General features: G+C 67.7%; 16 protein-coding genes. 14 read left to right on the forward strand and 2 right to left on the reverse strand.

The window, feature by feature from the left end:
• Window positions 1–3: 3 nt before the first annotated feature.
• Window positions 4–2079, reverse strand: a complete 2076-nt coding sequence (locus tag NYP18_RS15560; RefSeq protein WP_259428587.1) for an N-acetylmuramoyl-L-alanine amidase — start codon at window positions 2077–2079, stop codon at window positions 4–6.
• A gap of 190 nt (window positions 2080–2269) precedes the next feature.
• Between NYP18_RS15560 and glf the strand changes: the two genes are divergently transcribed.
• The 4 genes from glf (at window position 2270) to NYP18_RS12755 (ending at window position 5561) form a co-directional block, all read left to right on the forward strand.
• Window positions 2270–3463, forward strand: a complete 1194-nt coding sequence (gene glf, locus NYP18_RS12740; protein ID WP_259428588.1) for a UDP-galactopyranose mutase — start codon at window positions 2270–2272, stop codon at window positions 3461–3463.
• Window positions 3464–3596: 133 nt separating this feature from the next.
• Window positions 3597–4241, forward strand: a complete 645-nt coding sequence (locus NYP18_RS12745; protein WP_259428589.1) for an arsenate-mycothiol transferase ArsC — start codon at window positions 3597–3599, stop codon at window positions 4239–4241.
• Between the two features lie 5 nt (window positions 4242–4246).
• A complete protein-coding gene (locus NYP18_RS12750) occupies window positions 4247–4768 on the forward strand; it encodes a phosphatase PAP2 family protein (protein WP_259428590.1) in 522 nt (173 codons plus the stop codon).
• Between the two features lie 151 nt (window positions 4769–4919).
• A complete protein-coding gene (locus tag NYP18_RS12755; RefSeq protein WP_259428591.1) occupies window positions 4920–5561 on the forward strand; it encodes a three-helix bundle dimerization domain-containing protein in 642 nt (213 codons plus the stop codon).
• Between the two features lie 6 nt (window positions 5562–5567).
• Here NYP18_RS12755 and NYP18_RS12760 read toward each other — a convergent pair whose 3' ends face one another.
• Window positions 5568–6986 carry a DUF5129 domain-containing protein gene (locus tag NYP18_RS12760; RefSeq protein WP_259428592.1) on the reverse strand — a complete coding sequence of 473 codons (1419 nt, stop codon included), beginning with the start codon at window positions 6984–6986 and terminating at the stop codon, window positions 5568–5570.
• Window positions 6987–7061: 75 nt separating this feature from the next.
• Between NYP18_RS12760 and NYP18_RS12765 the strand changes: the two genes are divergently transcribed.
• The 10 genes from NYP18_RS12765 (at window position 7062) to pks13 (ending at window position 24411) form a co-directional block, all read left to right on the forward strand.
• Window positions 7062–9053, forward strand: a complete 1992-nt coding sequence (locus NYP18_RS12765; protein ID WP_304503838.1) for a glycosyltransferase — start codon at window positions 7062–7064, stop codon at window positions 9051–9053.
• Window positions 9050–9553 carry a phosphatase PAP2 family protein gene (locus tag NYP18_RS12770; RefSeq protein WP_259428593.1) on the forward strand — a complete coding sequence of 168 codons (504 nt, stop codon included), beginning with the start codon at window positions 9050–9052 and terminating at the stop codon, window positions 9551–9553. The genes NYP18_RS12765 and NYP18_RS12770 overlap by 4 nt, the downstream gene beginning before the upstream one ends.
• Window positions 9550–10545 carry a decaprenyl-phosphate phosphoribosyltransferase gene (locus tag NYP18_RS12775; protein WP_259428594.1) on the forward strand — a complete coding sequence of 332 codons (996 nt, stop codon included), beginning with the start codon at window positions 9550–9552 and terminating at the stop codon, window positions 10543–10545. Before NYP18_RS12770 ends, NYP18_RS12775 begins: the two co-directional genes overlap by 4 nt.
• 60 nt (window positions 10546–10605) lie before the next feature.
• Window positions 10606–12579 carry an arabinofuranosyltransferase AftB family protein gene (locus tag NYP18_RS12780; protein WP_259428595.1) on the forward strand — a complete coding sequence of 658 codons (1974 nt, stop codon included), beginning with the start codon at window positions 10606–10608 and terminating at the stop codon, window positions 12577–12579.
• A 177-nt stretch (window positions 12580–12756) separates the two neighbouring features.
• Window positions 12757–13785, forward strand: coding sequence for an alpha/beta hydrolase (locus NYP18_RS12785; protein WP_259428596.1), 1029 nt, complete (start codon window positions 12757–12759; stop codon window positions 13783–13785).
• Window positions 13786–14102: 317 nt separating this feature from the next.
• Window positions 14103–16010 carry an alpha/beta hydrolase-fold protein gene (locus NYP18_RS12790; protein WP_259428597.1) on the forward strand — a complete coding sequence of 636 codons (1908 nt, stop codon included), beginning with the start codon at window positions 14103–14105 and terminating at the stop codon, window positions 16008–16010.
• Window positions 16011–16012: 2 nt separating this feature from the next.
• Window positions 16013–16522 (forward strand): DUF732 domain-containing protein, encoded by a 510-nt coding sequence (locus tag NYP18_RS12795; RefSeq protein WP_259428598.1) that lies wholly within the window; start codon window positions 16013–16015, stop codon window positions 16520–16522.
• 18 nt (window positions 16523–16540) lie between these two features.
• Window positions 16541–17449: a cutinase family protein gene (locus NYP18_RS12800; RefSeq protein WP_259428599.1), complete on the forward strand. Its 909-nt coding sequence runs from the start codon at window positions 16541–16543 to the stop codon at window positions 17447–17449.
• A gap of 138 nt (window positions 17450–17587) precedes the next feature.
• Window positions 17588–19450 carry a FadD32-like long-chain-fatty-acid--AMP ligase gene (locus NYP18_RS12805; RefSeq protein ID WP_259428600.1) on the forward strand — a complete coding sequence of 621 codons (1863 nt, stop codon included), beginning with the start codon at window positions 17588–17590 and terminating at the stop codon, window positions 19448–19450.
• Window positions 19451–19587: 137 nt separating this feature from the next.
• Entirely contained in the window at window positions 19588–24411 is a 4824-nt protein-coding gene (gene pks13 / locus NYP18_RS12810; protein WP_439648101.1) for a polyketide synthase Pks13, read from the forward strand.

A 24411-nucleotide genomic window follows, 5' to 3' on the forward strand; every position in this document is an offset into this window, starting at 1 on the left:
GCGTCAGCTCAGCTTGACGTCGACCTCACCGGTGGCCGGGTCGACGGTGGCGTGGCCACCCTCGAAGTCGACGCGGACGAGGTCACCTTCGTCGTACTGCTCGTTGAGCGGCATGCCCAGGGGGCCGAGGTCGAAGCCCTGGCCGGCCCACACATCCGCGATCGGGCCCCACAGTGCGCGGGCCTCCTCGGAGTCGACCTCATCGATGATGACGCCCTCGTCGAAGAGCGTGTAGGTGGCGTTCTCGGTGTTCACGCCACCGCGCGGCTCACCGAGGACAGCACCGTAGTTGGCGCCCACCCGGTCAGCGGCCTGGCTGGCCTTCGAGTCCTCCGCAAGGCTGGAGGCGACGTCCAGGATCGGCTGGAGGTTGGCCAGCGAGACCCCGTCGAGGACCTGCACGTCGCCGACCTGGGTCCCGGTGCCCGGCAGGCTGCCCTCGACGGCGAGGAAAGCCACCGCGAGTCCGGCCAGGGAACCGATGATGGTCAGCAGGGCGGTCTGGTCACCGTCGACGGCGCTGCTCATCAGGGCCGGAACCTCGGCGAGATCCGTGGCCTGGTCCGTCAGGCTGGAATCAACCGGCTCCAGGGTGCCCGGGTTATCCGGATCCGGGTCAGTCACGTCCGCCGGGGAGGTGGTGGTCGACGGAGTGGTGGAGGTACCGGGACGGTCAGCGGTGCCCGACGTCACGGCCTGGTACTTCTCCGAGGCGATGTTGCGGATGTTGTCCATCTGCGCGTAGCCGAAGGTGCCCGGGCAGGCGTTGTTGTGGGCGTCGCGGTGGGCGAAGATGGCCGGCAGGTTCATGGCGACCCCGCCGGTGTACTTCGAACCGGAGAAGGCGTAGGGGGTGTAGCGGTCCGAACCCTTCGGGTCGAAGCCGGCGATTGCGGCCTTCCAGCCGATCATGTCGCCGACGGCCTGGATCATCTCCGGGGTGGTCGGGGCGATGTCGTAGTTGCCCATCATGGAGATGCCGAAGGTGTTGTGGTTGAAGCCACCGATGTGGGCGCCCTGGACGTTCTTGTCCAGTCCGCCGAAGCGACCCTCGTAGATGGTGCCGTACTTGTCCACGAGCGCGTTGTAGCCCACATCGCACCAGCCCAGGGTGCGGGCGTGGTAGTCGTAGATACCGCGGACGATGCCGGCGGACTGTGCCCTGGTGTAGTTGTTGGAGCCTGCGGTGTGGTGGACGCCGGCGGCCTGGACCTCGTCATCGTAGGTGGCGTTGCGGCAGCGGGCATTCTCGTTGGCGCCCCAGCCGGCCCGGGTGACCACCTTCGGCATGCCGTAGGCGACGGAGTCGGTGGCCAGGGCGATGCCGCCCTCTTCCGCGCGGCCGTCGATGAAGACGACGCCGAGATCGTCGGCGGCCGCCACGTCGGCGACCGGCTGGATGTCGCCGTAGTTGGTCGGCAGCGGCGCGATGCCGGCGGGGGCGGGCTCGACCGCGGGGGCCGGATCCTCGATCACCGGGGCGTCGGCGACCGGCTCCTCAATGACCGGAGCCTCGGCCACCGGGGCCTCGGCGATGTTGATGTCGACCTCGGGGGCGGCCGGGGCGGCTTCCGGGACGGACTCCTCCTCGGTGGGGCCACCGAGGATGTCCACGCCGGTGATGGACACCTGGACGCGGTTGGTGGGCTCGACGTAGATCAGTTCGGTGCCGTTCTCCCCGCCGGGGCCGGTCTGACCGATGGGCTCGGCGTCCCACCAGGGACCCCAGGAGCCGTCGGCCTGCTCGGCGCGGATGAAGGCGGCGAGATCGCGGTGACCGTTCCAGGTCACGGCGAACATGGAGAACTCCTCGTCGCGTTCAAACTCCTTGACGGTGCGGGGGCCGCCGACGCCGGACTGGGCGGCGATGGCGGCATCATCGACAACCACGTTGTCACCGTCCGCGAAGGAGGCCTCGGCGGAGGCGACCTCGATGGGGTTGCCGCCGGCCTCCTGGGTGCGGAGGATCTGGTTTCCGCCGAAGGCGGCAGAGGCGACAAGAGCGACGGTGAGGATGACGGCCACTGTCGGATTGACGCTGGTGAGCCGTGACGTGGCGATTCGGCGTCTTTGCTGCACGGGGGAACTCCCTGGAAATATCGGAAATAGGTGTTGCCCAAGTTGGACAGAGTGAACTCTAGTACATATTCGTGACTCGTGATACTGATGTGACGAAGGGGGTCTCCTGGTGAAATCGGATGTACCCGCTGCCCTCGGCGGACGGTGTTGCACCGGGTGGGGGGAGCGGGTGTCGATTAGCCTGATCCACATGACTTACGACCTGATTGTTGTCGGCTCCGGCCTCTTCGGACTCACGGTGGCGGAACGCGCCGCCAGTCAGCTGGGCAAGAAGGTGCTCATCGTTGAGCGCCGTGCCCACCTCGGCGGCAACGCCTACTCCGAAGCGGAACCGGAGACGGGCATCGAGATCCACAAATACGGTGCCCACCTCTTCCACACCTCCAATGAGCGGGTCTGGGACTACGTCAACCAGTTCACCGGCTTCACCGGCTACCAGCACCGCGTCTTCGCCATGCACGACGGCACGGCCTACCAGTTCCCCATGGGTCTGGGCATGATCAACCAGTTCTTCGGTCGTTACTACTCCCCGGATGAGGCCCGTGCGCTCATCGCGGAGCAGGCCAGCGAGATCGACTCCGCCGAGGCCACCAACCTGGAGGAGAAGGCCATCTCGCTGATCGGCCGCCCCCTCTACGAGGCCTTCATCCGCGACTACACCGCCAAACAGTGGCAGACCGACCCGAAGAACCTGCCGGCCTCCAACATCACCCGCCTGCCGGTGCGCTACACCTTCAACAACCGCTACTTCAACGACACTTTCGAGGGGCTGCCCGTCGACGGCTATGCCGCCTGGCTCAAGCGCATGGCCGAGCATGAGCTCATCGAGGTCCGGCTGGACACCGACTGGTTCGAGGTGCGCGATCAGCTGCGCGCCGAGTCCCCGGACGCCCCGGTCATCTACACCGGTCCGCTCGACCGCTACTTCGACTACTCCGCCGGCGAGCTGGGCTGGCGCACCCTCGACTTCGAGACCGAGGTGCTGGAGACCGGCGACTTCCAGGGCACCTCCGTCATGAACTACAACGACGCGGATGTCCCCTACACCCGTATCCACGAGTTCCGTCACTTCCATCCCGAGCGGGAGAACGTCTACCCGAAGGATAGGACGGTCATCATGAAGGAGTACTCGCGCTTCGCGGAGGAGGGGGACGAGCCCTACTACCCGATCAACACCCCCGGTGACCGTGAGATGCTCAAGGCCTACCGTGAGCTCGCCGCCGCCGAGGCCCGGGACAGCAAGGTCCTCTTCGGTGGCCGGCTGGGCACCTACCAGTACCTGGACATGCACATGGCGATCGCTTCAGCGCTGACGCTCTTCGACAACAGGCTCGTGCCGTACTTCACGGAGGGCGCCACCCTCGAACAGGGGCGCGGACAGTAGTTGGCGGACAATTACCGGACATTTATGTCCGAATTGCTTGTGGGAAAACATAAACTGGGCGTAACGTTAACAAGAGGTTAACTGCGGGGGAACGATGCGTTCCCCCCTTTCGTCCGCACAGAAAGGTGCCGTCATGACCGGTGACCGTTTCGCCATCGTCCGTGAGGACATGCACCGCCGTTACGGCCAGTACTTCGATCCCGACACCATCGATGACCTGGTCGACCGTACCATCGAGGAGGTCTCCGCGCGGGCGCGGATCAAGACCTACCTGCCGGTGCTCGTCGAGCGCGAGGTCTCCGAGATTCTCGAGCACATCGCGGCCGCCGATGACCCGGACGTGGAGTCCCGCCGTGAGGTCCTCTATGTCTGCCAGCGCAACGCCGGCCGTTCCCAGCTCGCCGCCTGCATCACCCGGCACCTCGTGGGTGACCGGCTCTTCGTCCGGTCCATCGGTCTGGAGCCGGAGGAGGGCGTCGATCCGAACGTGCTCGCCGTGCTGGAGGAGCGGGGCATCTCCACGGAGTACATCTACAAGGCGACGATCATCCCGCGCACCGTCCACCGCGCCGATGTCGTGGTGCTTATGGGTGTCCACGAGATCCCGGCGGTCCCGGGCCACCGTTACGTCTACTGGAACATCGACGACCCGGCGGGCCGCCCCATCGAGCGGGTGCGGAAGATCGCCGATGAGGTGGAGAAGCAGGTCCGTGAACTGCTCCACGAGATGGATCTCCTGGTCGACCGTCTGCCCTCGGGTGAGTCTGTGGCGGGCTGAGGTTTTTGCCTCTGCCTGATTCCGCGCTCTGGCACCGGCTGATCGCCGACCGCCACCCCCTGCTTGTCGACGCCGCCGTCACCCTCTCCGCCGTCACCCGTCCACTCGCGGTGACGGCGTTGTCGCTGGTGGTGGCCGCACTGCTGGTGTGGCGCTGGCGGCCGGTGCTCGTCCTGCCGCTGGCGGTCATCGCCGCCGGGCTGGTCAGTCATGTACTCAAGCCGGTGATCGGCCGGGAGCGTCCGCCGGAGGAGTTCCGGCTGGTTGTGGAGACAAACCACGCGATGCCCTCGGGGCATGCCACGGGGATGGCGGCCCTGGCGATGGTGATCACCCTGTGGTGGTGGCCGCGCGGCGGATGGTGGCGTCTCCCGGTGGCGGGGGTGTGGGCGCTGGCCGTCGCGGTGTCCTGGACCCGCCTCTACCTGGGCGTCCACTGGTTCAGCGATGTCCTCGCCGGGCTCATCCTGGGTGGGGCGGTGGCGTTTCTGGTCGCGGGGGTCGCCAAAAGGTTAACTTTAAGTTAACACCCCTGACCTGGGGTGATGGCGCATCATTTCGCATAAACCTAGGACTTTGGTTGCGAACTCCCTGGCCGTTCGCCTAAGATGAACACTAGGTAAACATAAAGTCGCACAAGTAAACGCTTGGCGACGCCCAGAAAGAGAGACCTGCAAAATGACTGTAAACGCATTCCGCTCCGTCCGCCACGACCTCTACACCCGTTTCGGGCACCGTGCCGACAGCAGCATGATCGACACCATCCTCGATGAGGTGATCACCGAGCACACCGCCGCGGCGCGTGTCACGGATTTCCTGTCGATCTTCATCTACCGCGAGGCAGCGGAGAAGATCCAGGACCACCTGTGGACCCACGGGAATATAGGCACCCCGCGCCAGCGGATCCTCTTCGTCAGCCGCACCAACGCCGCCCGCGCCGTCCTGGCTGCCGCACTGGCCCGCCGCATCAGCGACAACGCCGTCGTAGCCACCGTCGCGAACACCCACCCCGAGAACCGTCGGGACGCCCTCATCGAGTGGGTCATGGATGAGCGTGGCCTGCGCGCCGAGCCGGTCAGCTACGCCGCTGACACCGCCCGCACCGTCGCCGCCGCCGACATCGTCGTCTACCTCGACGAGAAGGAGCCGCACGACCTGCCGGGCCGCAGCTTCGTCCAGTGGGACGTGCCGGCCACCGACGGCATGAATGTCGAGCAGATCCGCCGCTTCGCCCAGGACATGGAGGGCCGCGTCGCCGGCCTGCTCACCGAGCTGGACATCCCCTTCGTCCCGCAGTCCGCACAGCGCCTGGCCGCTTAAGCTTCCCTAAAAGCCCCGGGAGCCGCCGCCACCGGAGAACCCGCCCCCGGAATACCCGGTGGTGGCCGAGGATGAGGAGGCGCTCGCCGCCTGCTGGTCGCTGCTGTGCCAGGTGTGCACCACAGCGAAGGGTACATAGTTGCCGTAACCGTAGGCCGGGCGCCAACCCGATTCCCACACCCTCGGGGCCCGGCGGCCCTCGTCCGACGTCTCCTCCGTGCCGGATTCCTCGTAGAGGCGCTGCTGCGCCGCAGCCACGAGCACCCGGTGGTCGCCGACCAGGTCGGCGAACTCATCCATGAAACCCGGGGCGTCGAGGCGGGAGCGCAGGTCGAGCACACGGGCGTCGAGAAGCGAGAGACGCTCACCCAGCCCCGCATCCTCGATGCCGGCCCCGGCGGCGAGGATGTCCTCGTGCAGTTCCGTCAGCTCCCGGCGGCGCAACCCCGCGTCCCCGTGCTCCATGCCCGCCAACAGCTCGATGTTCTCCTCCGCCGTTTTCATCCGCGTGACCTGCTCGTGCGCCGTGGCGATGGGTGCGCGCAGCTCCCGGAACTCCGCGTCCGGGGATTCATGGCGCAGCCCCGCCAGCTGGTCGAAGGTCTCGTTGAGCCCCAGGAAACCGCTCTTGACCTCCTCCCACTGGCACCGCAGGGCATCGTCGGCCAGCGGAGAAGTCAGCGAATGCGCGCGCACGTCGATGGCCTGCAGCTCCTGGGCCACCCGCCCGTAATCACGCTGCACCTCATCGAACTGCCCCCGCGCCTTCTTCACCTGCGCACGGCGGGTGGCCACGATGGCCGCCGCGCCACCGCCCACGGCGAGCGCGCCGATGCCGCCGCCGATGGCCCAGCCCAACCAGCCCGGGGCCTGTGAACTCTCCCGCACCGCGGTGGGATCACCTGCGGCCGTTGCGCCCTCGAGCATGCCCGCGGCCCAGTTCCCGTTGCGCAGGGGGGTCTCCATCCGGTCGAGGATGCCGTCCAGGCGTCCCTCCTCGTAGATCCCGATCGCCGCGCACACATCATCGCCGCAGTACACGCCCATCTTCTGTGGATCAAGGCCCACCGCCACGATCAACGCCCCCGGCGCCCACTTATCGCGTTCCGTGCTGATGAGGTCGGAACGCTCATCCTCACCGAACTCCCGCACCGTGTCATTGAGGTTGTCGTCATTCTCGGCGAAGAGGATGTAGGTGACGTCGGTGACCTCCCCGGGCAGCTCCAGTCCCGGGGTGCGCTCCAGCAGCAGCTGCTCATCCGCGCCGCTGAGCTCATCGGCCAGGTCGATGACCTCCACCTCCCGCGTGGCCACCGCCGCGGCAGGGGAGAAGACACCCGGGAGAAACGCAACCAGCACGGCGAGGAAGCCGAACAGGAGACAGGTGGCCAGGCTTCGGGTCAGTCTCTGAATGGAGGCCGTCATGTCATCCAGGATAGAGTCCCGTCCCGGTGGGTGCACCGCGAAATCTGCGCCAGGCACACTACCCTTGTTCCGGAGATGACCCGAAAGGTGGAACCACCCGAAGTGAAGAACAACGGAGACGACAACGTGCGCGAGATGCTGCAGCGCATCCTGCTGCCCCGGAAGGGCGAGCCGCATGATGTACGCATGCTCTACCTCGTCGAGGCCGAGCAGAACAAGGAGCGCCTGACCTGGGCGGACCGGCTCACGGTCACCGTCCCCGCCGGCGCGGAGGTGTCCTTCCAGACCTACTTCAACGCCTTCCCCGCCAGCTACTGGCGCCGTTGGTCCCAGCTGGAGCATGTGCTGCTGCGCATGAACGTGGCCGGCACCGCCAGCGTCGAGGTGTACCGCTCCAAGATCGACGGCACCCGTGTGGCCGTCGACGGGGCCCTGGTCACCGACGATGTGGCTGAATTCACGATTCCCCTGTCCCACTTCGAGGACGGTGGCTGGCTGTGGTTCGACATCACCGCCGAGACGGGGACCACCATCACCGAAGCCGGCTGGTACGCCGACCGCGAACCGGCCGCCCAGATCCTGCCTGACGGCACTGAGGTCGGCCCCTTCGACAAGCGCGCCACCGTGGGCATCCCCACGTTCAACCGCCCCCACGACGCCGTCGCGGCCCTGCAGGCACTGGCCGAGGACCCGCTCGTCGACGCCGCCATCGACGCCGTCATCATGCCCGACCAGGGCACGGCGCACCCCGCCGACGAACCCGGCTACGACGAGGCCGTCGCCCACTTCGGGAACCGTTTCCACGAGTTCCGCCAGGGCAACCTCGGCGGTTCCGGCGGCTACTCCCGCATCATGTACGAGGCCGTCGGTGAGGGCCCGGCCGGCGCCGCGCAGTCCCCGTTCATCCTCTACATGGACGACGACATCGCCATCGAACCGGAGTCGATCCTGCGCGCCATCCAGGTCGGCCGCTACGCCAGGAGCCCGATCATCATCGGTGGCCAGATGCTCAACCTGCAGGAACGCTCCCAGCTGCGCACCATGGGCGAGGTCGTCCAACGCCACGACTTCATGTGGGGCCCGGCCACCCACTCCACCTACGACCACGACTTCGCCCGCTATCCGCTCGGCTTCCGCGGTGAGGACGAGGACGAGAAGGACCCGGACGCCAAGAACTCCCGGGACCTGCACCGCCGCATCGACGTGGACTACAACGGCTGGTGGATGTGCATGTTCCCCCGCGTTGTCGCCCAGACCATCGGCCAGCCGCTGCCGCTGTTCATCAAATGGGACGACACCGAGTACTCCCTGCGCGCCGGCAAGGCCGGTTTCCCCACCGTGACCTGGCCGGGTGTGGCCATCTGGCACATGGCGTGGACCGACAAGGACGACGCCATCGACTGGCAGGCCTACTTCCACCTGCGCAACCGCCTCATCGTCGCCGCCCTCAACCACGACGGCCCGGTCGACGGCATCATCACCTCCCTGCGCAAATCCACCTTCAAGCACCTGATGTGCATGGAGTACTCGACGCTGGCCATCCAGATCGAGTCCATGAAGGACTTCCTCGCGGGACCCGACCAGCTCTTCGACGTCCTCGAGTCCTCCCTGCCGCGTATCGCCGCGATCCGTAAGCAGTACTCCGACGCCGTGGTCATCCCCTCGGCCGCGGAACTGCCCGCCGCCTCCGGTGCGCCGGGTGTGCCCATCAAGGACATCGGTGGCCGCCTGGGCAAGATCAGGAAGGCCGGCTGGCTGCTCAAGGGCCTGCGCCACTCCCTGGGTAAGGAGGATCCGCACCACCACGAGGTGCCGCAGCTGAATCTCTCGCCCGCCGAGGCCCGCTGGTTCTCGCTCTCGCGTCTCGACGGCGTGACCGTCACCACCGCAGGCAACAACGGCGTGGCCTACCGCAAGCGCAACCGCGAGCTCGCTGAGCGCCTGCTCAAGGAGACCTGGGCCCTGCAGAAGGAGATCGCGGAGCGTTTCGACGAGCTGCGCACCACCTACCGTGCCGCCCAGCCCGAGCTGGTCAGCCGGGAGGCCTGGGGGAGGATTTTCGGATGAGCCGGGAAGTCGATCTGCTGGTCCGGGCGCAGGACCTACTCTGCGACCGGCCGGGCGCCCTGCGCGTGGCCACCACCCTCTCGCATTTCGGGGAGCATTCCCTCGGCTGGTTCGCGTTGGCCGGGGCGGGGGCGGCCGTCGACAAGCAGCGTCGCCGCCAGTGGGTGGCGCTGGGTGTGTCGGCCTTCGTCTCGCACGCGGCCTCCGTGGTGATCAAGCGGATCGTGCGCCGCAACCGCCCGCATGACCCGCGCATCCGGGTCGGGGTGGGCACGCCGTCGAAGCTGTCCTTCCCCTCCTCGCACTCCACATCCACCGCCGCGGCACTGACTTCTCTGTCACAGTTGAGCGGTTCTAAATTGCCGCTCGCGGGCATTCCGGTGATGATGGTCTCGCGTATGGTGCTGGGAGTGCACTACCCGACCGACACACTGGCAGGCGCGGTCCTGGGTGCCGCCACCGCCAGGATCGTCACCACGATTGAGAGGAAGACCGCGTGAGCGAGGAAAACCTGGCCGAGGACAAACCGGGCATCTTCTACTCTGAGCCGCACACCGAGGGCATCGACAACACCCGTCGCCGCCAGCCGCCGAAGAACCTTCCCGATGCGATGGTCAAGGCGCTGCGCCCCAAGCAGTGGGTCAAGAACGTCCTCGTCGTCGCCGCTCCCGCCGCAGCCGGCGCGGAGGCGCTGATCGACGGCCGCACGCTTCTCGACGTCCTCCTCGCCTTCGTCGTCTTCTGCCTCGCCGCTTCGTCGATCTACCTGGTCAACGACGCCCGCGACGTCGACGCCGACCGCGAGCACCCCACCAAGCGTTTCCGCCCGATCGCCTCCGGCATGCTGCCGATCAACCTGGCCTACGCCATGGCGGTCATCCTCATCGTCGCCTCCGTCGGGCTGTCCTTCCTGGCCTCCTCCGGCTGGGGACTGGCCGCCGTGGTCAGTGTCTACATCATCCTGCAGCTGGGCTACTGCTTCGGCTGGAAGCACCTGCCGGTGATCGACATCGCCCTGGTCTCCTCCGGCTTCATGCTGCGTGCGATGGCCGGCGGTGTCGCCGCCGGCATCTCCCTGTCCCAGTGGTTCCTGCTGGTCGCCGCCTTCGGTTCGCTGTTCATGGCCTCCGGCAAGCGCTACGCCGAGCTGCTGCTGGCGGAGCGCACAGGCAAGCAGATCCGCCGTTCCCTGCAGGGCTACACCCCGACCTACCTGCGTTTTGTCTGGACCCTGGCGGCCACCGCCGTGGTCATGAGCTACGCCCTGTGGGGTTTCCAGCTCTCCACCGAGGTCGGGGGCATGGCCGGCGTCTGGTACCAGATCTCCATGGTGCCGTTCACCATCGCGATCCTGCGCTACGCCGCCGACGTCGACCGCGGTGCCGGTGGTGCCCCCGATGAGATGGCACTGTCCGACCGGGTCCTCCAGGCGCTGGCTCTGTTGTGGATCCTGTGCATCGTGCTGGCCGTCTACCTGGTGCCGGCACTCTAGCGGCGTCGCGCCCGCCCGTGGTTCCCGGGGCGGGCCGCGGCCCCTGCTAACATTTCGGCCATGACCACAGCTGCCGGGTTGTCCGGTCACCCTGCACCACAGAAATCCCCGGAACGGAAGGCCCCGGCGTCGCTGACGCTGTGGACGGGTGTGGCCAGCGCGATCCTGCTGGCCATCCTGGCCTTCGCCGGGGGATGGCAGCGGCGGTGGATGAGCGATGACGGCCTGATCGTCCTGCGCACCGTGCGTAACCTGCTGGCCGGCAACGGCCCGGTCTTCAACGCCGGTGAGCGGGTCGAGGCCAACACCTCCACCCTGTGGCAGTACCTCATCTATCTGGTGGCCCTGGTCACCGATGCCCGCCTCGAGATCATCGCGATGTGGCTGGCCCTGATCTTCACCACCGTGGCACTCGGCCTGGCGGCCTGGGGCACCGCCCGGCTCTACCGCCACCGGCCCACGCTCCTGCTCCTGCCCGCCGGCGGGCTGGTCTATCTGGCGCTGCCGCCGGCCCGCGATTTCGCCACCTCCGGCCTGGAGTGGGGTCTGAGCCTGTTATGGATCGCCGGGCTCTGGTGTCTGCTCGTCGCATGGGCGATCCGGGAGGGGAAGGCGGGCCGGCACCACGCCGGCGGCCCCTCCGAGAAGACCACCTACTGGCTGGCGTTCTGGGCGGGCCTGTCCTGGCTCGTGCGCCCCGAGCTCGCGCTCTACGGCGGGCTGACCGGCCTGCTCATCATCTTCGCGGCCACCAGCTGGCGGCAGCGCGGACTCATCCTGGCGGCCGCACTGCCTGTACCCGCCGGCTACCAGATCTTCCGGATGGGTTACTACGGACTGCTCACCCCGCACACGGCGGTGGCGAAGTCCGCGGGTGACGCCGAATGGGCGGGGGGCTGGGAGTACCTCCGGGATCTGGTCGATCCGTACTGGCTGTGGCTGGCCCTCGCGGTGGTCATCGTCCTGGGTGCGGTGACCCTGTGGCGCTTCTCGACGCCCCATGGCGAGCCCGTCGTGGTCACCGGCCGTGGGCGGCTGCGCACCCCGGTGGCGGTGACCTGCCTGATCCTGCTGGCCGGCACCATCCACCTCCTCTATGTGCTGCGCGTGGGCGGTGACTTCATGCACGGCCGGATGCTCCTGCTGCCCCTGTTCGCCCTGCTGCTGCCGCTGGCGGTGGTGCCCCTGGTGGACCTGCGGCGGATCGCCCCGCGTTTTGATCTGCCGGCGGCTCTCGGCCTGGCGGTGCTGGCCTGGTGGGGGGTGAGCACGGTGATCACCGGTCACCCCGTCGACTGGGAGACCGACTACGAGGAACTGGGCATCGTCGACGAACGTGATTTCTGGACGTACGCAACCTTCCGGGAACAGGGTGATCCGCCGCTGGTGGCCGCTGATTTCCGCACTGCCCTGGCCATGAACAACTACCCGGAGGTGGCACAGCAGGCCAGGGAGCAGGACGTGGGCCTGATGTCGCAGATCCTGTTGAGCACGGAGCCCAACGAGTTCTCCTGGATCACCACCCCGCGGATCCCGCGCGAGCTGGCGCATGAGGACCCGACCGGCCTGGCCGACCAGCCGCCGACCGTGTACCACATCAATCTGGGTATGACCAGCATGAATGCGCCGCTGGAGTTGCGTGTGCTGGACACGGTCGGGTTGACCACCCCGCTCGCCGCACGTCAGCCGCGGGACGCGGAGGCGCGCGTGGGCCACGACAAGTGGCTGCCCTTCGAGTGGCAGGCCTCGGACACCGCCGTCGCCCTGGAGAACCTGCCCGGCTGGTATGACCGGGAGGCCACCGCCCTGGCCCGCCAGGCCCTGCAGACCCCGGCGTTGGCGGACCTGGTGGCCACCTACCGTGAGCCGATGAGCCTGGATCGTTTCCTGGCCAACATCCGTTTCGCCTTCACAGACGGCCGTACGTTGGAGTTCAGCCTCGATCCAGAGGAGGTCATTAAGGAGCACGGCCCGGTTCAGCCTGGAATTCAGGTGGCCTGGCCAGTGGAAATTTCCCCCGAAAACCCCAGGTGAGGCCGCATAAAGTCACAGACTGGTAACGAAATAATGAGCTTTTCGTTACGTATTGCTCTACAGTGTCACGCAGTAGGGACGCTATGATGCAGCGCGGCGCGGTTGTTAACGAACTGGCAGGCGCAGCCGATAGGTCCCACAGCGCCAAGACTGCAGAACGCCAAGCCGAGGAGAACCATGACCTTTCTGACCGGAGCCCGTCGCGTGAGCCGAAGAGCCCTCGCGGTGCTGGCCGCCTTCGCCACCGCCCTCACCCTCATGGTGTTCGTCGGTGCCGGGGAGGCCAGGGCCGACAACCGGGCCTGGCTGCGCCAGGACGCAAACGGCCACTGTGAATGGGACGGAGTCGGCCACTGGGTCCAGCGTTGTGACGTCTGGTCCCCCTCCACCGGCAACAACATCACCGTCCAGATCCAGCCGGCCGCCCGCGGCGGCAACGCGGGCTTCTACCTCCTGGACGGACTGCGTGCCACCAACCACGCCAACGCCTGGACCGTCGACGTCAACGCCGCGGCCGTGTACAACAACTCCAACATCACCCTGGTGATGCCGGTGGGTGGCGCAGGTTCCTTCTACGCCGACTGGGAGGAGCCCGCCACCTACGACCTGAACAACCCGGTCACCTACCAGTGGGAGACCTTCCTCTCCTCTGAGCTGCCGGCCTACCTGCAGCAGAACTTCGGTGTCGCACCGGACAACAACTCCATCGCCGGCCTGTCCATGGGTGGTACCGCGGCCCTCAACCTGGCCGCGAAGTACCCGGGCCAGTTCCGCCAGGCACTGTCCTGGTCCGGCTACCTGGCCACCACCATGCCGGGCATGCAGACCATGATGCGCGTGGCGCTTCTCGACGCCGGCGGCTTCAACATCAACGCCATGTACGGCACCATCCTCAACCCGCGCCGCTTCGAGAATGACCCCTTCCACAACATGGAGGGCCTGCGCGGCAAGGACGTCTACATCTCCGCCGCCACCGGCCTGTGGGGCCCGGAGGACAACAACTACCCGGTGAACCTCAAGCTCTCCGCGACCCCGCTGGAGATGCTGGCCCGGGTGTCCACCCGGCTGTGGGAGGGCAAGGCGCTGGCCACCGGGATCAACGTCACCACCGACTACCCGTTGACCGGCATCCACAACTGGAACCAGTTCGGCAGCCAGCTGCACAAGACCAAGGGCCGTGTCCTGGATGTCATGAACGCCTGGTAGCCACGCCACGCGTGCCCCGGAGGGCAGGAACCGCCCTCCGGGGTTCTTTATTTCCGGGGGTAGGACACGGCGTGCCCTACCCTAAAGTCTCAAGTTCAACTTAAACTTGAGCACGACCCTGGCGGAGACCCACATCACCGCCCCGGTGAGACAACTGAAGAATCTTCCGCCGACGGAGACGTCGGGCGCGGAAGGTGGGTGCCTCAGAAGCCCACCGCCCGGGGGCGGGGAACCCCCGGGCGGTGGCGGCCCACCTGACGTGCCGGGTCCCCGTCGGCACCACACATCCACGAGCACCACACACAAGGACTTCACTCATGCGCGACACCGCATCCCGTTCCCCGCAGCGCCGCCGACCCTGGCTCGCCGCCCTCGTCCTCCCGACGACGGTCGCCCTCGGTCTGTCCCTGGCGCCCGCGGCCATTGCCCAGGACCTCTCCGGAAGCAGCCTCTCCGACTCGATCCGTCCCTCCGACCCGCCGCAGCGCACCCCGGTCTCCACGGAGTACCCGGACGTCCAGGGGCTGCCCGCCGGTGTCGACGTTGAGCGTGTCGAGTGGATCACCAACCGCCGCATCGCCCTCTACATCAAATCCGCCGCCATGCCCGGCGAGCTGATCCAGGTCCAGATGCTGCTCGCCCGCGACTGGCACGCCGACAGCAGCCGCACCTTCCCGGAGGTCTGGGCGCTTGACGGTCTGCGTGCACGTGAGGACGACAGCGGCTGGACCATCGAGACCAACATCGAGCAGTTCTACGCCGACAAGAACGTCAACGTCATCCTCCCCGTCGGCGGCGAATCCTCCTTCTACTCCGACTGGCAGCGTCCGGACAACGGCAAGCACTACAAGTGGGAGACCTTCCTCATGCAGGAGCTGGTCCCGATCCTGGACAACGGTTTCCGCTCCAGCAAGGAACGCGCCATCTTCGGCCTGTCCATGGGCGGTACCGCCGCGATGAACCTCGCCCAGCGCCACCCGCACATGTTCGAGTTCGTCGGCTCCTTCTCCGGCTACCTGGACACCACCTCCCCGGGCATGCCCGAGGCCATCCTGGCGGCCCAGCGCGACGCCGGCGGCTACGACGGCACCGCCATGTGGGGCAGCCCCGGCCACCAGGACTGGGTCGACCACGATCCGAAGCTGGGCATTCAGGCCCTCAAGGACATGAAGGTCTACGTCTCCTCCGGTTCCGGCAGCGATGACTTCGGGCAGGCCAATTCCGTGGCCACCGGCCCGGCGAATGCCGCAGGCATCAGCCTGGAGATCCTCTCCCGCATGACCTCCCAGACCTTCGTCGACCGCGCCCGTGAGGCCGGTGTGGAGCCGGTCGTCCACTTCCGTCCCTCCGGCGTCCACGCCTGGCCCTACTGGCAGTTCGAGATGGTCCAGTCCTGGCCGCACATCGCCAACGCCCTGTCACTGTCCGAGAGGGACAAGGGTGCCGACTGCGTCGCCGTCGGCGCCATCGCCGAGGCCACCAAATCCGGCGTCATCGGTTCCTGCGTGAACAACGAGTACGCGGTCGGGGACGGCGCCCGCCAGGACTTCCGCAACGGTGTGGCCTACTGGTCCCCCGAGACCGGCGCGCATGCCCTGCACGGCGCCATCAACGCCCGCTACCATCACATCGGCGGCCCGGCCAGCTGGCTCGGCTTCCCGACCACCGGCGAGCGCACCACCCCGGACGGCGTCGGCCGCTACGTCCACTTCGAGAACGGCTCCATCTACTGGACCCCGGGCACCGGTGCCCAGGAGGTCCCGGGCCGGATCATGGCCGAGTGGGGTGCCGCCGGCTGGGAGCGCGGCGACCTGGGTTACCCGGTCACCCCGCCGGTCGACACCAACGGCGGCCAGGTCCAGGAGTTCCAGAAGGGCTGGATCGTCCAGGATCCGGACGGTGGGACCCACCGGGTCAAGGGTGCCATCGCTGCCAAGTACAGCGATGTCAACACCGTCAGCTCCCCCCTGGGTTTCCCCACCTCCAATGAGAAGCTCATCCGCGGCGGTGCCTTCCAGGAGTTCGAGAACGGCAACATCTACTGGTCCGCCGCCACCGGTGCGCACTACATCCTCTACGGTGGCATCTTCAACCACTGGGGCACCAAGGGGTACGAGCAGGGTGAGTTCGGCTGGCCGACCGCCGATCAGACCGGCCAGACCGTCCGCTTCCAGAACGGCACCATCAGCGAAGTCGGTGGGCAGATCCGGGAGGGGCGGAACTGATCATGCCTACTCCGGCCAGGACCGGGTTGATCATCGCCGTGCTGACCGGCGCGTTCACCCTCACCGCCTGCGGCGGGGCCACCGTGGAGAACGACCCCACGACGGCCACCTCCGTGGCGCCGCTCGAGCGCGCCCCGAAGAACGACGTGTCCGAGGAGTCCCCGGAGACCGGGGAGCCCGGGCGCCGGCCGCCGGCCGGCCGGCCTGCCGAACCGCAGCCGCAGGATCAGGGTGCCCGGGAGATCGATGAGATCCCCGAGCAGCAGACACCTCGTTCCCCGGAGGACGTCACCTTCCTCGGTGACCTCACCGACGAGGGTATCGACGTCGAGGGGGTCGAGGACCAGCTCATCGGCACCGCCTCGACCGTCTGCGGGGGTGGCGGGAACGTCCTCACGGAGGCCACCCCTCCGGCCGTGGCAGGCCAGCTCGTTGAGCAGGGCCGTACCGACCTGCCCGTCGGGGAAGTCACGGCGCTGATCGAGTCCACGGCGAAAAACGCCTACTGCTAGAGATATAAGATCTGAGACATGCGTAAGCTGCTGACCATCCTGGCCGTGTTGATCCTCGTACTCCTCATCGGCGTCGGCACGTTCCGTTTCCTGCGCTCCGGCGATGACGTCCCGTTGCCGCCGGGGGTGCCGCAGCCGACGGAACTGCTCCAGCCGGACTGGTGTCCGGACGTCGAGGTGATCGCCGCACCGGGTACCTGGGAATCGGCGGCCGGTGATGACCCGTTCAACCCGACCGCGAACGAGTATAGCTTCATGCTGTCGATCACCCGCCCCCTGCAGGAGCGATTCAGCCCGGATGACGTGAAGGTGTGGACCCTGCCGTACACCGCGCAGTTCCGCTCCATCAACTCCCAGCAGGAGATGACCTACGACGAGTCCCGGCAGGAGGGGCAGCAGGTCCTCGAGACCGAACTGGTGACGATGCACGACCAGTGCCCCTACACGGATTTCATTCTCGCCGGATTCTCGCAGGGGGCGGTCATCCTGGGTGACCTGGCCAGCCAGATCGGACAGGGCGGCGGCGTGATCCCGGCCGAGCGCATCAGGGGTACCGTCCTGATCGCGGACGGCCGCCGGGAACCTGGTGTGGGCCAGAACCCCGGCACCTGGGTCGACGGAGTCGGCGCAGAGGTTGCTCTCCAGCCACTCAACCTGCTCGTTCAGCCGGTCGTCCCCGGTGCGACCATGCGTGGTCCCCGCGTCGGCGGCTTCGGGGAGCTCCAGGACCGCACCTTCGACATCTGCGCCCCCGACGACAGCATCTGCGATGCACCCCGCAACGTGGGCAATGCCATCGAGCGGGCCCAGGCGTTGGTCGCCGCCAACGGCGTGCACGCCCTCTACGCCAGCAATCCCGATGTGATCCCGGGGACCACCGCCAATGCGTGGGTTGTGGAATGGGCCAGTGAACTGATCGCCCAGTGACCGGGGGTACCGGAGGGTACTCTCGTTATGTAACGAAAACGTCTCGACAGAGGACTAACAGGACGTATGCCTGCTCTGTTAGGTTGACACGAAAGACTTATAAAACATCCCGCCCGCGGGAGCACCACAAGGAGAAGCATGGACCTTCAAGCGGCGATGAGCCAGTTCTTCAACGACAAGGGCGAGATCGTCCTTGCTCCGCAGCTGACCCTGGCCGGCCTGGCCGAGCTGATGTACCAGGGTGATCTGCAGCTCGGCGGGGGAGAACGTCACTGTCTGCGCTTCTGGGACTTCTCCGAATCCCGGGAAGGTACCCCGGTCGACTTCACCCGCACCGAGATCAACACCCGCATCAAGGCTGTGGCGGCCCGTCTGCAGCAGGTGGGCAAGATCGGTGACCGCGTGGCCATCCTGGCGAACAACTCGCCGGAGTACCTCTTCGGTTTCATCGGTGCGCTCTACGCGGGCATGACCCCGGTCCCGCTCTACGATCCCTCCGAGCCGGGCCATGCGGACCACCTCAAGGCCGTCTTCGCCGATTGCGAGCCCGCCTTCGTGCTCACCAACTCCACCTCCGCGACGGCCGTGCGCGAGCACTTCGCCGAGCTGCCCTCCCGTGAGCGCCCCCGCATCCTCGCGGTGGACTCCCTGCCGGACACCCTGGCATCCTCCTACATGAACCCGATGATGACCCTGCAGGGTCAGCAGCTCATGGCCTCGGCGACCACCATGCCGGTCGACCAGCCCGCCTTCCTGCAGTACACCTCCGGTTCCACCCGCACCCCGGCCGGCGTGCAGCTGACCAACCGCTCCATCCTCACCAACGTGCTGCAGATCTTCACCGCCGCCCGCCTGCGCATGCCGCTGCGTCTGGTGACCTGGCTGCCGCTGCACCACGACATGGGCATCATCCTCTCCCTCTTCGTCACCATCCTGGGCCTGCCCAACGAGATCATGGCCCCGCGTGACTTCATCCAGCAGCCGAAGCGCTGGGTCGAGCAGCTCCACCGCCGCGACACCGATGAGGGTGTGTCCGTCTACACCGTCATCCCGAACTTCGCCCTCGAGCTGGCCGCCCGTTACGGGAAGCCGAAGGACGGCGAGACCCTCGACCTGTCCGCCATCGACGGCATCATCATCGGTTCCGAGCCGATCACGGAGAAGGCCGTCACCGCCTTCATCGAGGCCTTCGGTGAGTACCAGCTGTCCACCAACGTGCTGCGCCCCTCCTACGGACTGGCCGAGGCCTCCCTGCTGGTGACCACCCCGCAGACCCCGGAGCGCCCGCTGATCTCCTACTTCGACCGCGACAAGCTCTCCGAGGGTGTCGTCGAGTTCGTGGAGAAGGACTCCGAGCTGGCCGTGGCCTTCGCCTCCAACGGCCAGGTTGTCCGCCCGCAGGCCCTGACCATCGTCGACCCGGAGACGAAGGCCGAGCTGGCTGACGGCCAGATCGGTGAGCTGTGGGTCAAGGGCGACAACCTCGCCGCCGGTTACCTCGGCCGCGAGGAGGAGACCGCGGAGACCTTCCGCAACACCCTCGGCGAGCGTCTGCCGGAGTCCCGTGTCGCGGACGCCACCGACGAGGGCTGGCTCGCCACCGGTGACCTGGGCACCATCGTCAACGGTGAAACCTACATCACCGGCCGCCTCAAGGACCTCATCGTCATCGCGGGCCGTAACCACTACCCGCAGGACATCGAGTTCACCGTGATGAACGCCTCCGACCACGTCCGCCCGGACTCCGTCGCCGCGTTCTCCGTCACCGACGAGGATGCCGCCGAGTCCACCGAGCAGCTGGTGCTGGTCATCGAGCGCGATGACAAGGCCGATGCCTCGGGCGACGAGGCCGCCATCGAGGCCATCCGGGCAGCGGTCACCACCGCCCACGGTGTCACCCCGGCCGACATCCGGTTCGTCGGTCCGAACGAGATCCAGCGTTCCTCGGCAGGCAAGATCGCCCGCCGGGTGATCCAGAAGAGCTACCTGTCCGAGGCCTGATCCCCGCCGGGGACGAACAGGAATAAGTAACGAAGGGGTCCGCACAGCCGATAACGTCCCGTACGAACAAAACTGTGCTGGACCGAAGATGGAAAAGGAATACCGCGTACATGAGTGAGAGCCCTGGCCCCGCGACGATGACCGTCGAACAGCTCCGCGGGTGGCTCCGCGACTGGGTGGTGCAGGTCACCGGGTTGAACCCGGAGGACGTCACCGACACCAAGCCGATGGAGAACTTCGGTCTTTCCTCCCGTGACGCGGTCATCCTGTCCGGCGAGCTGGAGAACCTCCTCGGTGTCCAGCTGGACGCCACCATCACCTACGAGTACCCCACGATCCAGGCTCTGGCGCAGCGGCTCGTCGACGGCGAGCCCGCCGCCCGCGAACGTACCCGCCCGCGCATCCGCCACACCGGCGGCACTGACCGCACCCCGGGCACCCACGACATCGCCATCGTCGGCATGGGGGGACGTTTCCCGGGTGCCGGCAACCTGGACGAGTACTGGTCCATGCTCGTCGAGGGCCGCGACGGCACCGGTGAGCTGCCGATCGGCCGCTGGTCGGAATACGCCGGTGAGGAGGTCATGGCCGCCAAGATGGCGGAGCAGTCCCTGACCGGTGGCTACCTGGAGGACCTCTCCAGCTTCGACGCCGAGTTCTTCGGACTGTCCCCGCTTGAGGCGGCCAACATGGACCCGCAGCAGCGCATCATGCTCGAGGTCACGTGGGAGGCTCTCGAGGACGCCCACCTCGCGCCGAACACCCTGCGCGGCACCTCGGTGGGTGTCTTCCTCGGTTCCTCGAACAACGACTACGGCATGCTCATCACCGCCGATCCGGCCGAGGCGCACCCCTACGCTCTGACGGGCACCTCCAGCTCGATCATCCCCAACCGCATCTCCTACGCCTTCGACTTCCGCGGCCCGTCCGTCAGCGTGGACACGGCGTGCTCCTCCTCGCTGGTGGCCGTCCACCAGGCGGTGCGTGCGCTGCGCGACGGCGACGCCGATGTCGCGGTGGCCGGTGGCGTGAACATCCTGGCCTCCCCGTTCGTCACCACCGCTTTCGGCGAGCTCGGGGTGCTCAGCCCGACCGGCCACATCCACGCCTTCTCCGACGACGCCGACGGTTTCATCCGTTCCGACGGCGCCGGCGTGCTCATCCTCAAGCGGGTCAAGGATGCGCTTGCCGACGGCGATGACATCCTCGCCGTGGTCAAGGGCTCGGCCATCAACTCCGACGGCCACTCCAACGGCCTGACCGCGCCCAACCCCGACGCCCAGATCGAGGTGCTGTCCCGCGCCTACGACGACGCCGGCATCGACCCCACCCAGGTGGACTACATCGAGGCCCACGGCACCGGCACCATCCTCGGTGACCCCATCGAGGCCACCGCCCTCGGCGCGGTCCTCGGTGAGGGCCGCGACCTGAAGCAGCCGACCCTGCTGGGTTCGGTGAAGTCCAACATCGGCCACTCCGAGTCCGCCGCGGGAGCTGCCGGCCTGATCAAGGTCGTCCAGTCCATCCAGCACGGTGTGATCCCGCCGAGCCTGCACTTCGAGGCCCCCAACCGCTACATCGACTTCGATGCCGAGCGCCTCGAGGTCGTCGAGGACCCCCGCGAGTGGCCCGAGTACTCCCGGCGCAAGGTCGCCGGCGTCTCCGGTTTCGGCTTCGGCGGCACCAACGCCCACGTCGTGGTCAGCTCCTTCGACCCGGCCGATTACGAGGCGGAGACCGCTGACCTTGCTCCGCTGGAGTCCCAGCTGACCGACCCGGGGCACCCGAATGCGGTGCTGCTGCCGGTCTCCGGCCTGCTGCCCTCGCGCCGCCGACAGGCCGCCGCGGACCTCGCCGATTTCCTGGAGGGCCGCCCCGACACCGATCTGGTGCCGGTGGCCCGTTCCCTGGCCGGCCGCAACCACGGTCGTTCCCGCGCCGTCGTCAACGCGGAGACGGTGGAGGAGGCCGTGAAGCGCCTGCGCCAGGTCGCCGAGGGCAAGGTCTCGGTGGGCATCACCGCCGCTGATTCCCCCGCCGCTGTGGGACCGGTGTTCGTGTACTCCGGTTTCGGTTCCCAGCACCGCAAGATGGCCAAGGAGCTGCTCGCCGCCTCCCCGCTGTTCCGTACCCGCATGGAGGAACTCGACGAGCGGGTGCAGTTCGAGTCCGGCTGGTCGGTCCTGGAGATCGTCGCCGATGATGAGCAGACCTATGACACGGAGACCGCGCAGGTCGCCATCACCGCCATCCAGATCGCGCTGACCGACCTGCTTGCCGCCTTCGGTGCGAAGCCCGCGGCCGTCATGGGCATGTCCATGGGCGAGATCGCCGCGGCCTACGCCGCCGGTGGCCTCAACGCCGGGGACGCCATGCAGATCGCCTGTCACCGGGCCCGCCTCATGGGTGAGGGGGAGAAGTCCCTGCCCGAGGACCAGCTCGGTGCGATGGCAGTGGTGGAACTGTCCACCGAGGCACTCCGGGAGCTCAACGACGAGGAGGCCTTCGGCAACATCGAACCGGCCGTCTACGCCGGCCCGGGCATGACCACCGTGGGCGGACCACGGGAGCAGGTGACCGCGCTCGTCGAGAAGCTCGAGGGCGAGGGCAAGTTCGCCCGCCTGCTCAACGTCAAGGGCGCCGGCCACACCAGCGCCGTGGAGCCGTTGCTCGGCGAGCTCGGCTTCGAGACCGCCGGCATCAGCCCGCAGCCCCTGCACACCCCGCTGTTCAGCTCCGTCGACCCGGGCGAGCTGCACCAGCCGGGTCAGACCATCCACGACACCGACTACTGGCTGCGCATGACGCGCCAGTCCGTCCACTTCCAGGACGCCACCGAGGCCGCCTTCGCCCACGGTCACACCACCCTGGTCGAGATCGCCCCGAACCCGGTCGGGATCATGGGCATGATGAACACCGCCTTCAGCGTGGGCAAACCCGACGCCCAGCTGCTCTTCGCCCTCAAGCGCAAGGTCGGCGAGGTCGAGGCGCTGCGCGACCTGCTGGCCAAGCTCTACGCGGCCGGTGCCCCGGTCGACTTCTCCCTGGTCTACGGGCCCGGCCCGCTGCTGCCCGCCCCGCACATCACGTGGAAGCACCAGCGCTACTGGACCAACGCCCGCCCGGCCAGCCACCGCCCCGCGGAGCTGCCGGGCCAGCGCGTGACCCTGCCCGGTGGTGTGGTGGCCTTCAGCACCGACGCCGACCAGGTCCCCTCCGCCCTCGCGCTGCTCGAACGTGCCGCCGAGGCGGTTCAGCCGGGAGCGCAGCTCGTCGCGGCGGAGGAGTACGCCATGCTCCCGGTCACCGGTGAGATCACCACCATGGCCAACCGCGGTGTGGGCGGCGTGAGCCTGACGGTCCACGGTGTCACCGACCCCGCCGCCGGCACCACGACCCTGCTGGCGGAGGGCTTCGCCACCGCGCTGAAGCTCAACACCCCGGCCGCCGTACCGGGTGTGCAGACCCCGCAGGCCGCAGCGAGCCCCGCGGTGGTCGAGGAGGAACTCGACATCGAGGAGATCCGCTGGGACCCCTCCTCGGGGGAGACCGTCGAGGCCCGCCTGCGCGCCATCGTCTCGGAGTCCATGGGCTACGACGTCGACGACCTGCCCGGTGAGCTCCCGCTCATCGACCTGGGTCTGGACTCGCTCATGGGCATGCGCATCAAGAACCGCGTGGAGAACGACTTCCAGATCCCGCCGCTGCAGGTCCAGGCGCTGCGGGACGCCTCCGTGGCCGATGTCGTCCGCATCGTTGAGGAGGCCGTCGCCGCGAAGACGAACACCGCCACCCCGCTCATCGAGCCGGTCATGTCCGCCGACGATGTCGAGGAGGCCGAGCAGGATGTCCGGGAAGAGCCCGTGCAGGACGAGGCGCCGCAGGGCGTGGGTGTCGCCCCCCGCGACGCCGCCGAGCGCATGGTGTTCGGCACCTGGGCCACCATCACCGGCAAGGCACCGGCGGGGGTGACCACCACGCTGCCGGCGGTCGACGCGGGCGTCGCGAAGCAGATCGCCGAGCGGCTCACCGACCGCGCCGGCCTGGAGATCACCCCTGAGCAGGTCACGGGGGCGGAGACGCTGGAACCGCTGGCCAACATCGTGCGTGACGCACTGGAGACCGAGGTCGAGGGCAACATCCGCGTCCTGCGGGCCCGCCCCGGGGACTCCGCGAAGCCCAGCGTGTTCATGTTCCACCCCGCCGGCGGCTCCTCCGTGGTCTACCAGCCACTGGCCCGTCGCCTGCCGGAGGACATCCCCGTCTACGGTGTGGAACGCCTCGAGGGCACCCTCGAGGAGCGGGCCGCCGCCTACATCGACGAGATCCGCCAGTACTCCGACGGCCGCCCGGTGGTCCTCGGCGGCTGGTCCTTCGGCGGTGCCCTGGCCTACGAGGTCGCCAGCCAGCTCAAGGACACCGACGTCGAGGTCGCCTACATCGCGCTCCTGGACACCACCCAGCCCTCCGAGCCGATCCCGGACACCATGGAGGAGACGAAGGCCCGCTGGGAGCGCTACAGCGAATTCGCCGGCCGGACCTACGGCCTCGACTTCCCGGTGCCCTTCGAGCTGCTGGAGACCGCCGGCGAGGAGGCCATGCTCACCATGCTGGAGCAGTTCCTGGCCACCACCGACGCCTCCGAACACGGTCTGGCCGCCGGCGTGCTGGAGCATCAGCGCGCCAGCTTCGTGGACAACCGCATCCTGGACAAGCTCGACTTCAGCCGCTGGGCGGAGGTGAAGGTGCCGGTCCTGCTGTTCCGTTCCGAGCGGATGCACGACGGTGCCATCGAGCTGGAGCCGCGCTACGCCCACATTGACCCGGACGGCGGCTGGTCGGCCATCGTCGATGAACTTGATATCGTCCAGCTCAAGGGCGATCACCTCGCGGTACCCGACGAACCGGCCATCGGCGTCGTGGGTGCGCACATGGCCCGGCGTATCGAGGAACTGGAGTGA

Source organism: Corynebacterium lemuris, assembly GCF_024919295.1.
Classification (GTDB): domain Bacteria; phylum Actinomycetota; class Actinomycetes; order Mycobacteriales; family Mycobacteriaceae; genus Corynebacterium; species Corynebacterium lemuris.

Bases quoted from the DNA above. Each gene is read 5' to 3' on its own strand.
- glf (WP_259428588.1), top strand. From the start codon at position 2,270: ATGACTTACGACCTGATTGTTGTCGGCTCCGGCCTCTTCGGACTCACG.
- NYP18_RS12745 (WP_259428589.1), top strand. From the start codon at position 3,597: ATGACCGGTGACCGTTTCGCCATCGTCCGTGAGGACATGCACCGCCGT.
- NYP18_RS12755 (WP_259428591.1), top strand. From the start codon at position 4,920: ATGACTGTAAACGCATTCCGCTCCGTCCGCCACGACCTCTACACCCGT.
- NYP18_RS12760 (WP_259428592.1), bottom strand. From the start codon at position 6,986: ATGACGGCCTCCATTCAGAGACTGACCCGAAGCCTGGCCACCTGTCTC.
- NYP18_RS12765 (WP_304503838.1), top strand. From the start codon at position 7,062: ATGACCCGAAAGGTGGAACCACCCGAAGTGAAGAACAACGGAGACGAC.
- NYP18_RS12770 (WP_259428593.1), top strand. From the start codon at position 9,050: ATGAGCCGGGAAGTCGATCTGCTGGTCCGGGCGCAGGACCTACTCTGC.
- NYP18_RS12780 (WP_259428595.1), top strand. From the start codon at position 10,606: ATGACCACAGCTGCCGGGTTGTCCGGTCACCCTGCACCACAGAAATCC.
- NYP18_RS12785 (WP_259428596.1), top strand. From the start codon at position 12,757: ATGACCTTTCTGACCGGAGCCCGTCGCGTGAGCCGAAGAGCCCTCGCG.
- NYP18_RS12790 (WP_259428597.1), top strand. From the start codon at position 14,103: ATGCGCGACACCGCATCCCGTTCCCCGCAGCGCCGCCGACCCTGGCTC.
- NYP18_RS12795 (WP_259428598.1), top strand. From the start codon at position 16,013: ATGCCTACTCCGGCCAGGACCGGGTTGATCATCGCCGTGCTGACCGGC.
- NYP18_RS12800 (WP_259428599.1), top strand. From the start codon at position 16,541: ATGCGTAAGCTGCTGACCATCCTGGCCGTGTTGATCCTCGTACTCCTC.
- NYP18_RS12805 (WP_259428600.1), top strand. From the start codon at position 17,588: ATGGACCTTCAAGCGGCGATGAGCCAGTTCTTCAACGACAAGGGCGAG.
- pks13 (WP_439648101.1), top strand. From the start codon at position 19,588: ATGACCGTCGAACAGCTCCGCGGGTGGCTCCGCGACTGGGTGGTGCAG.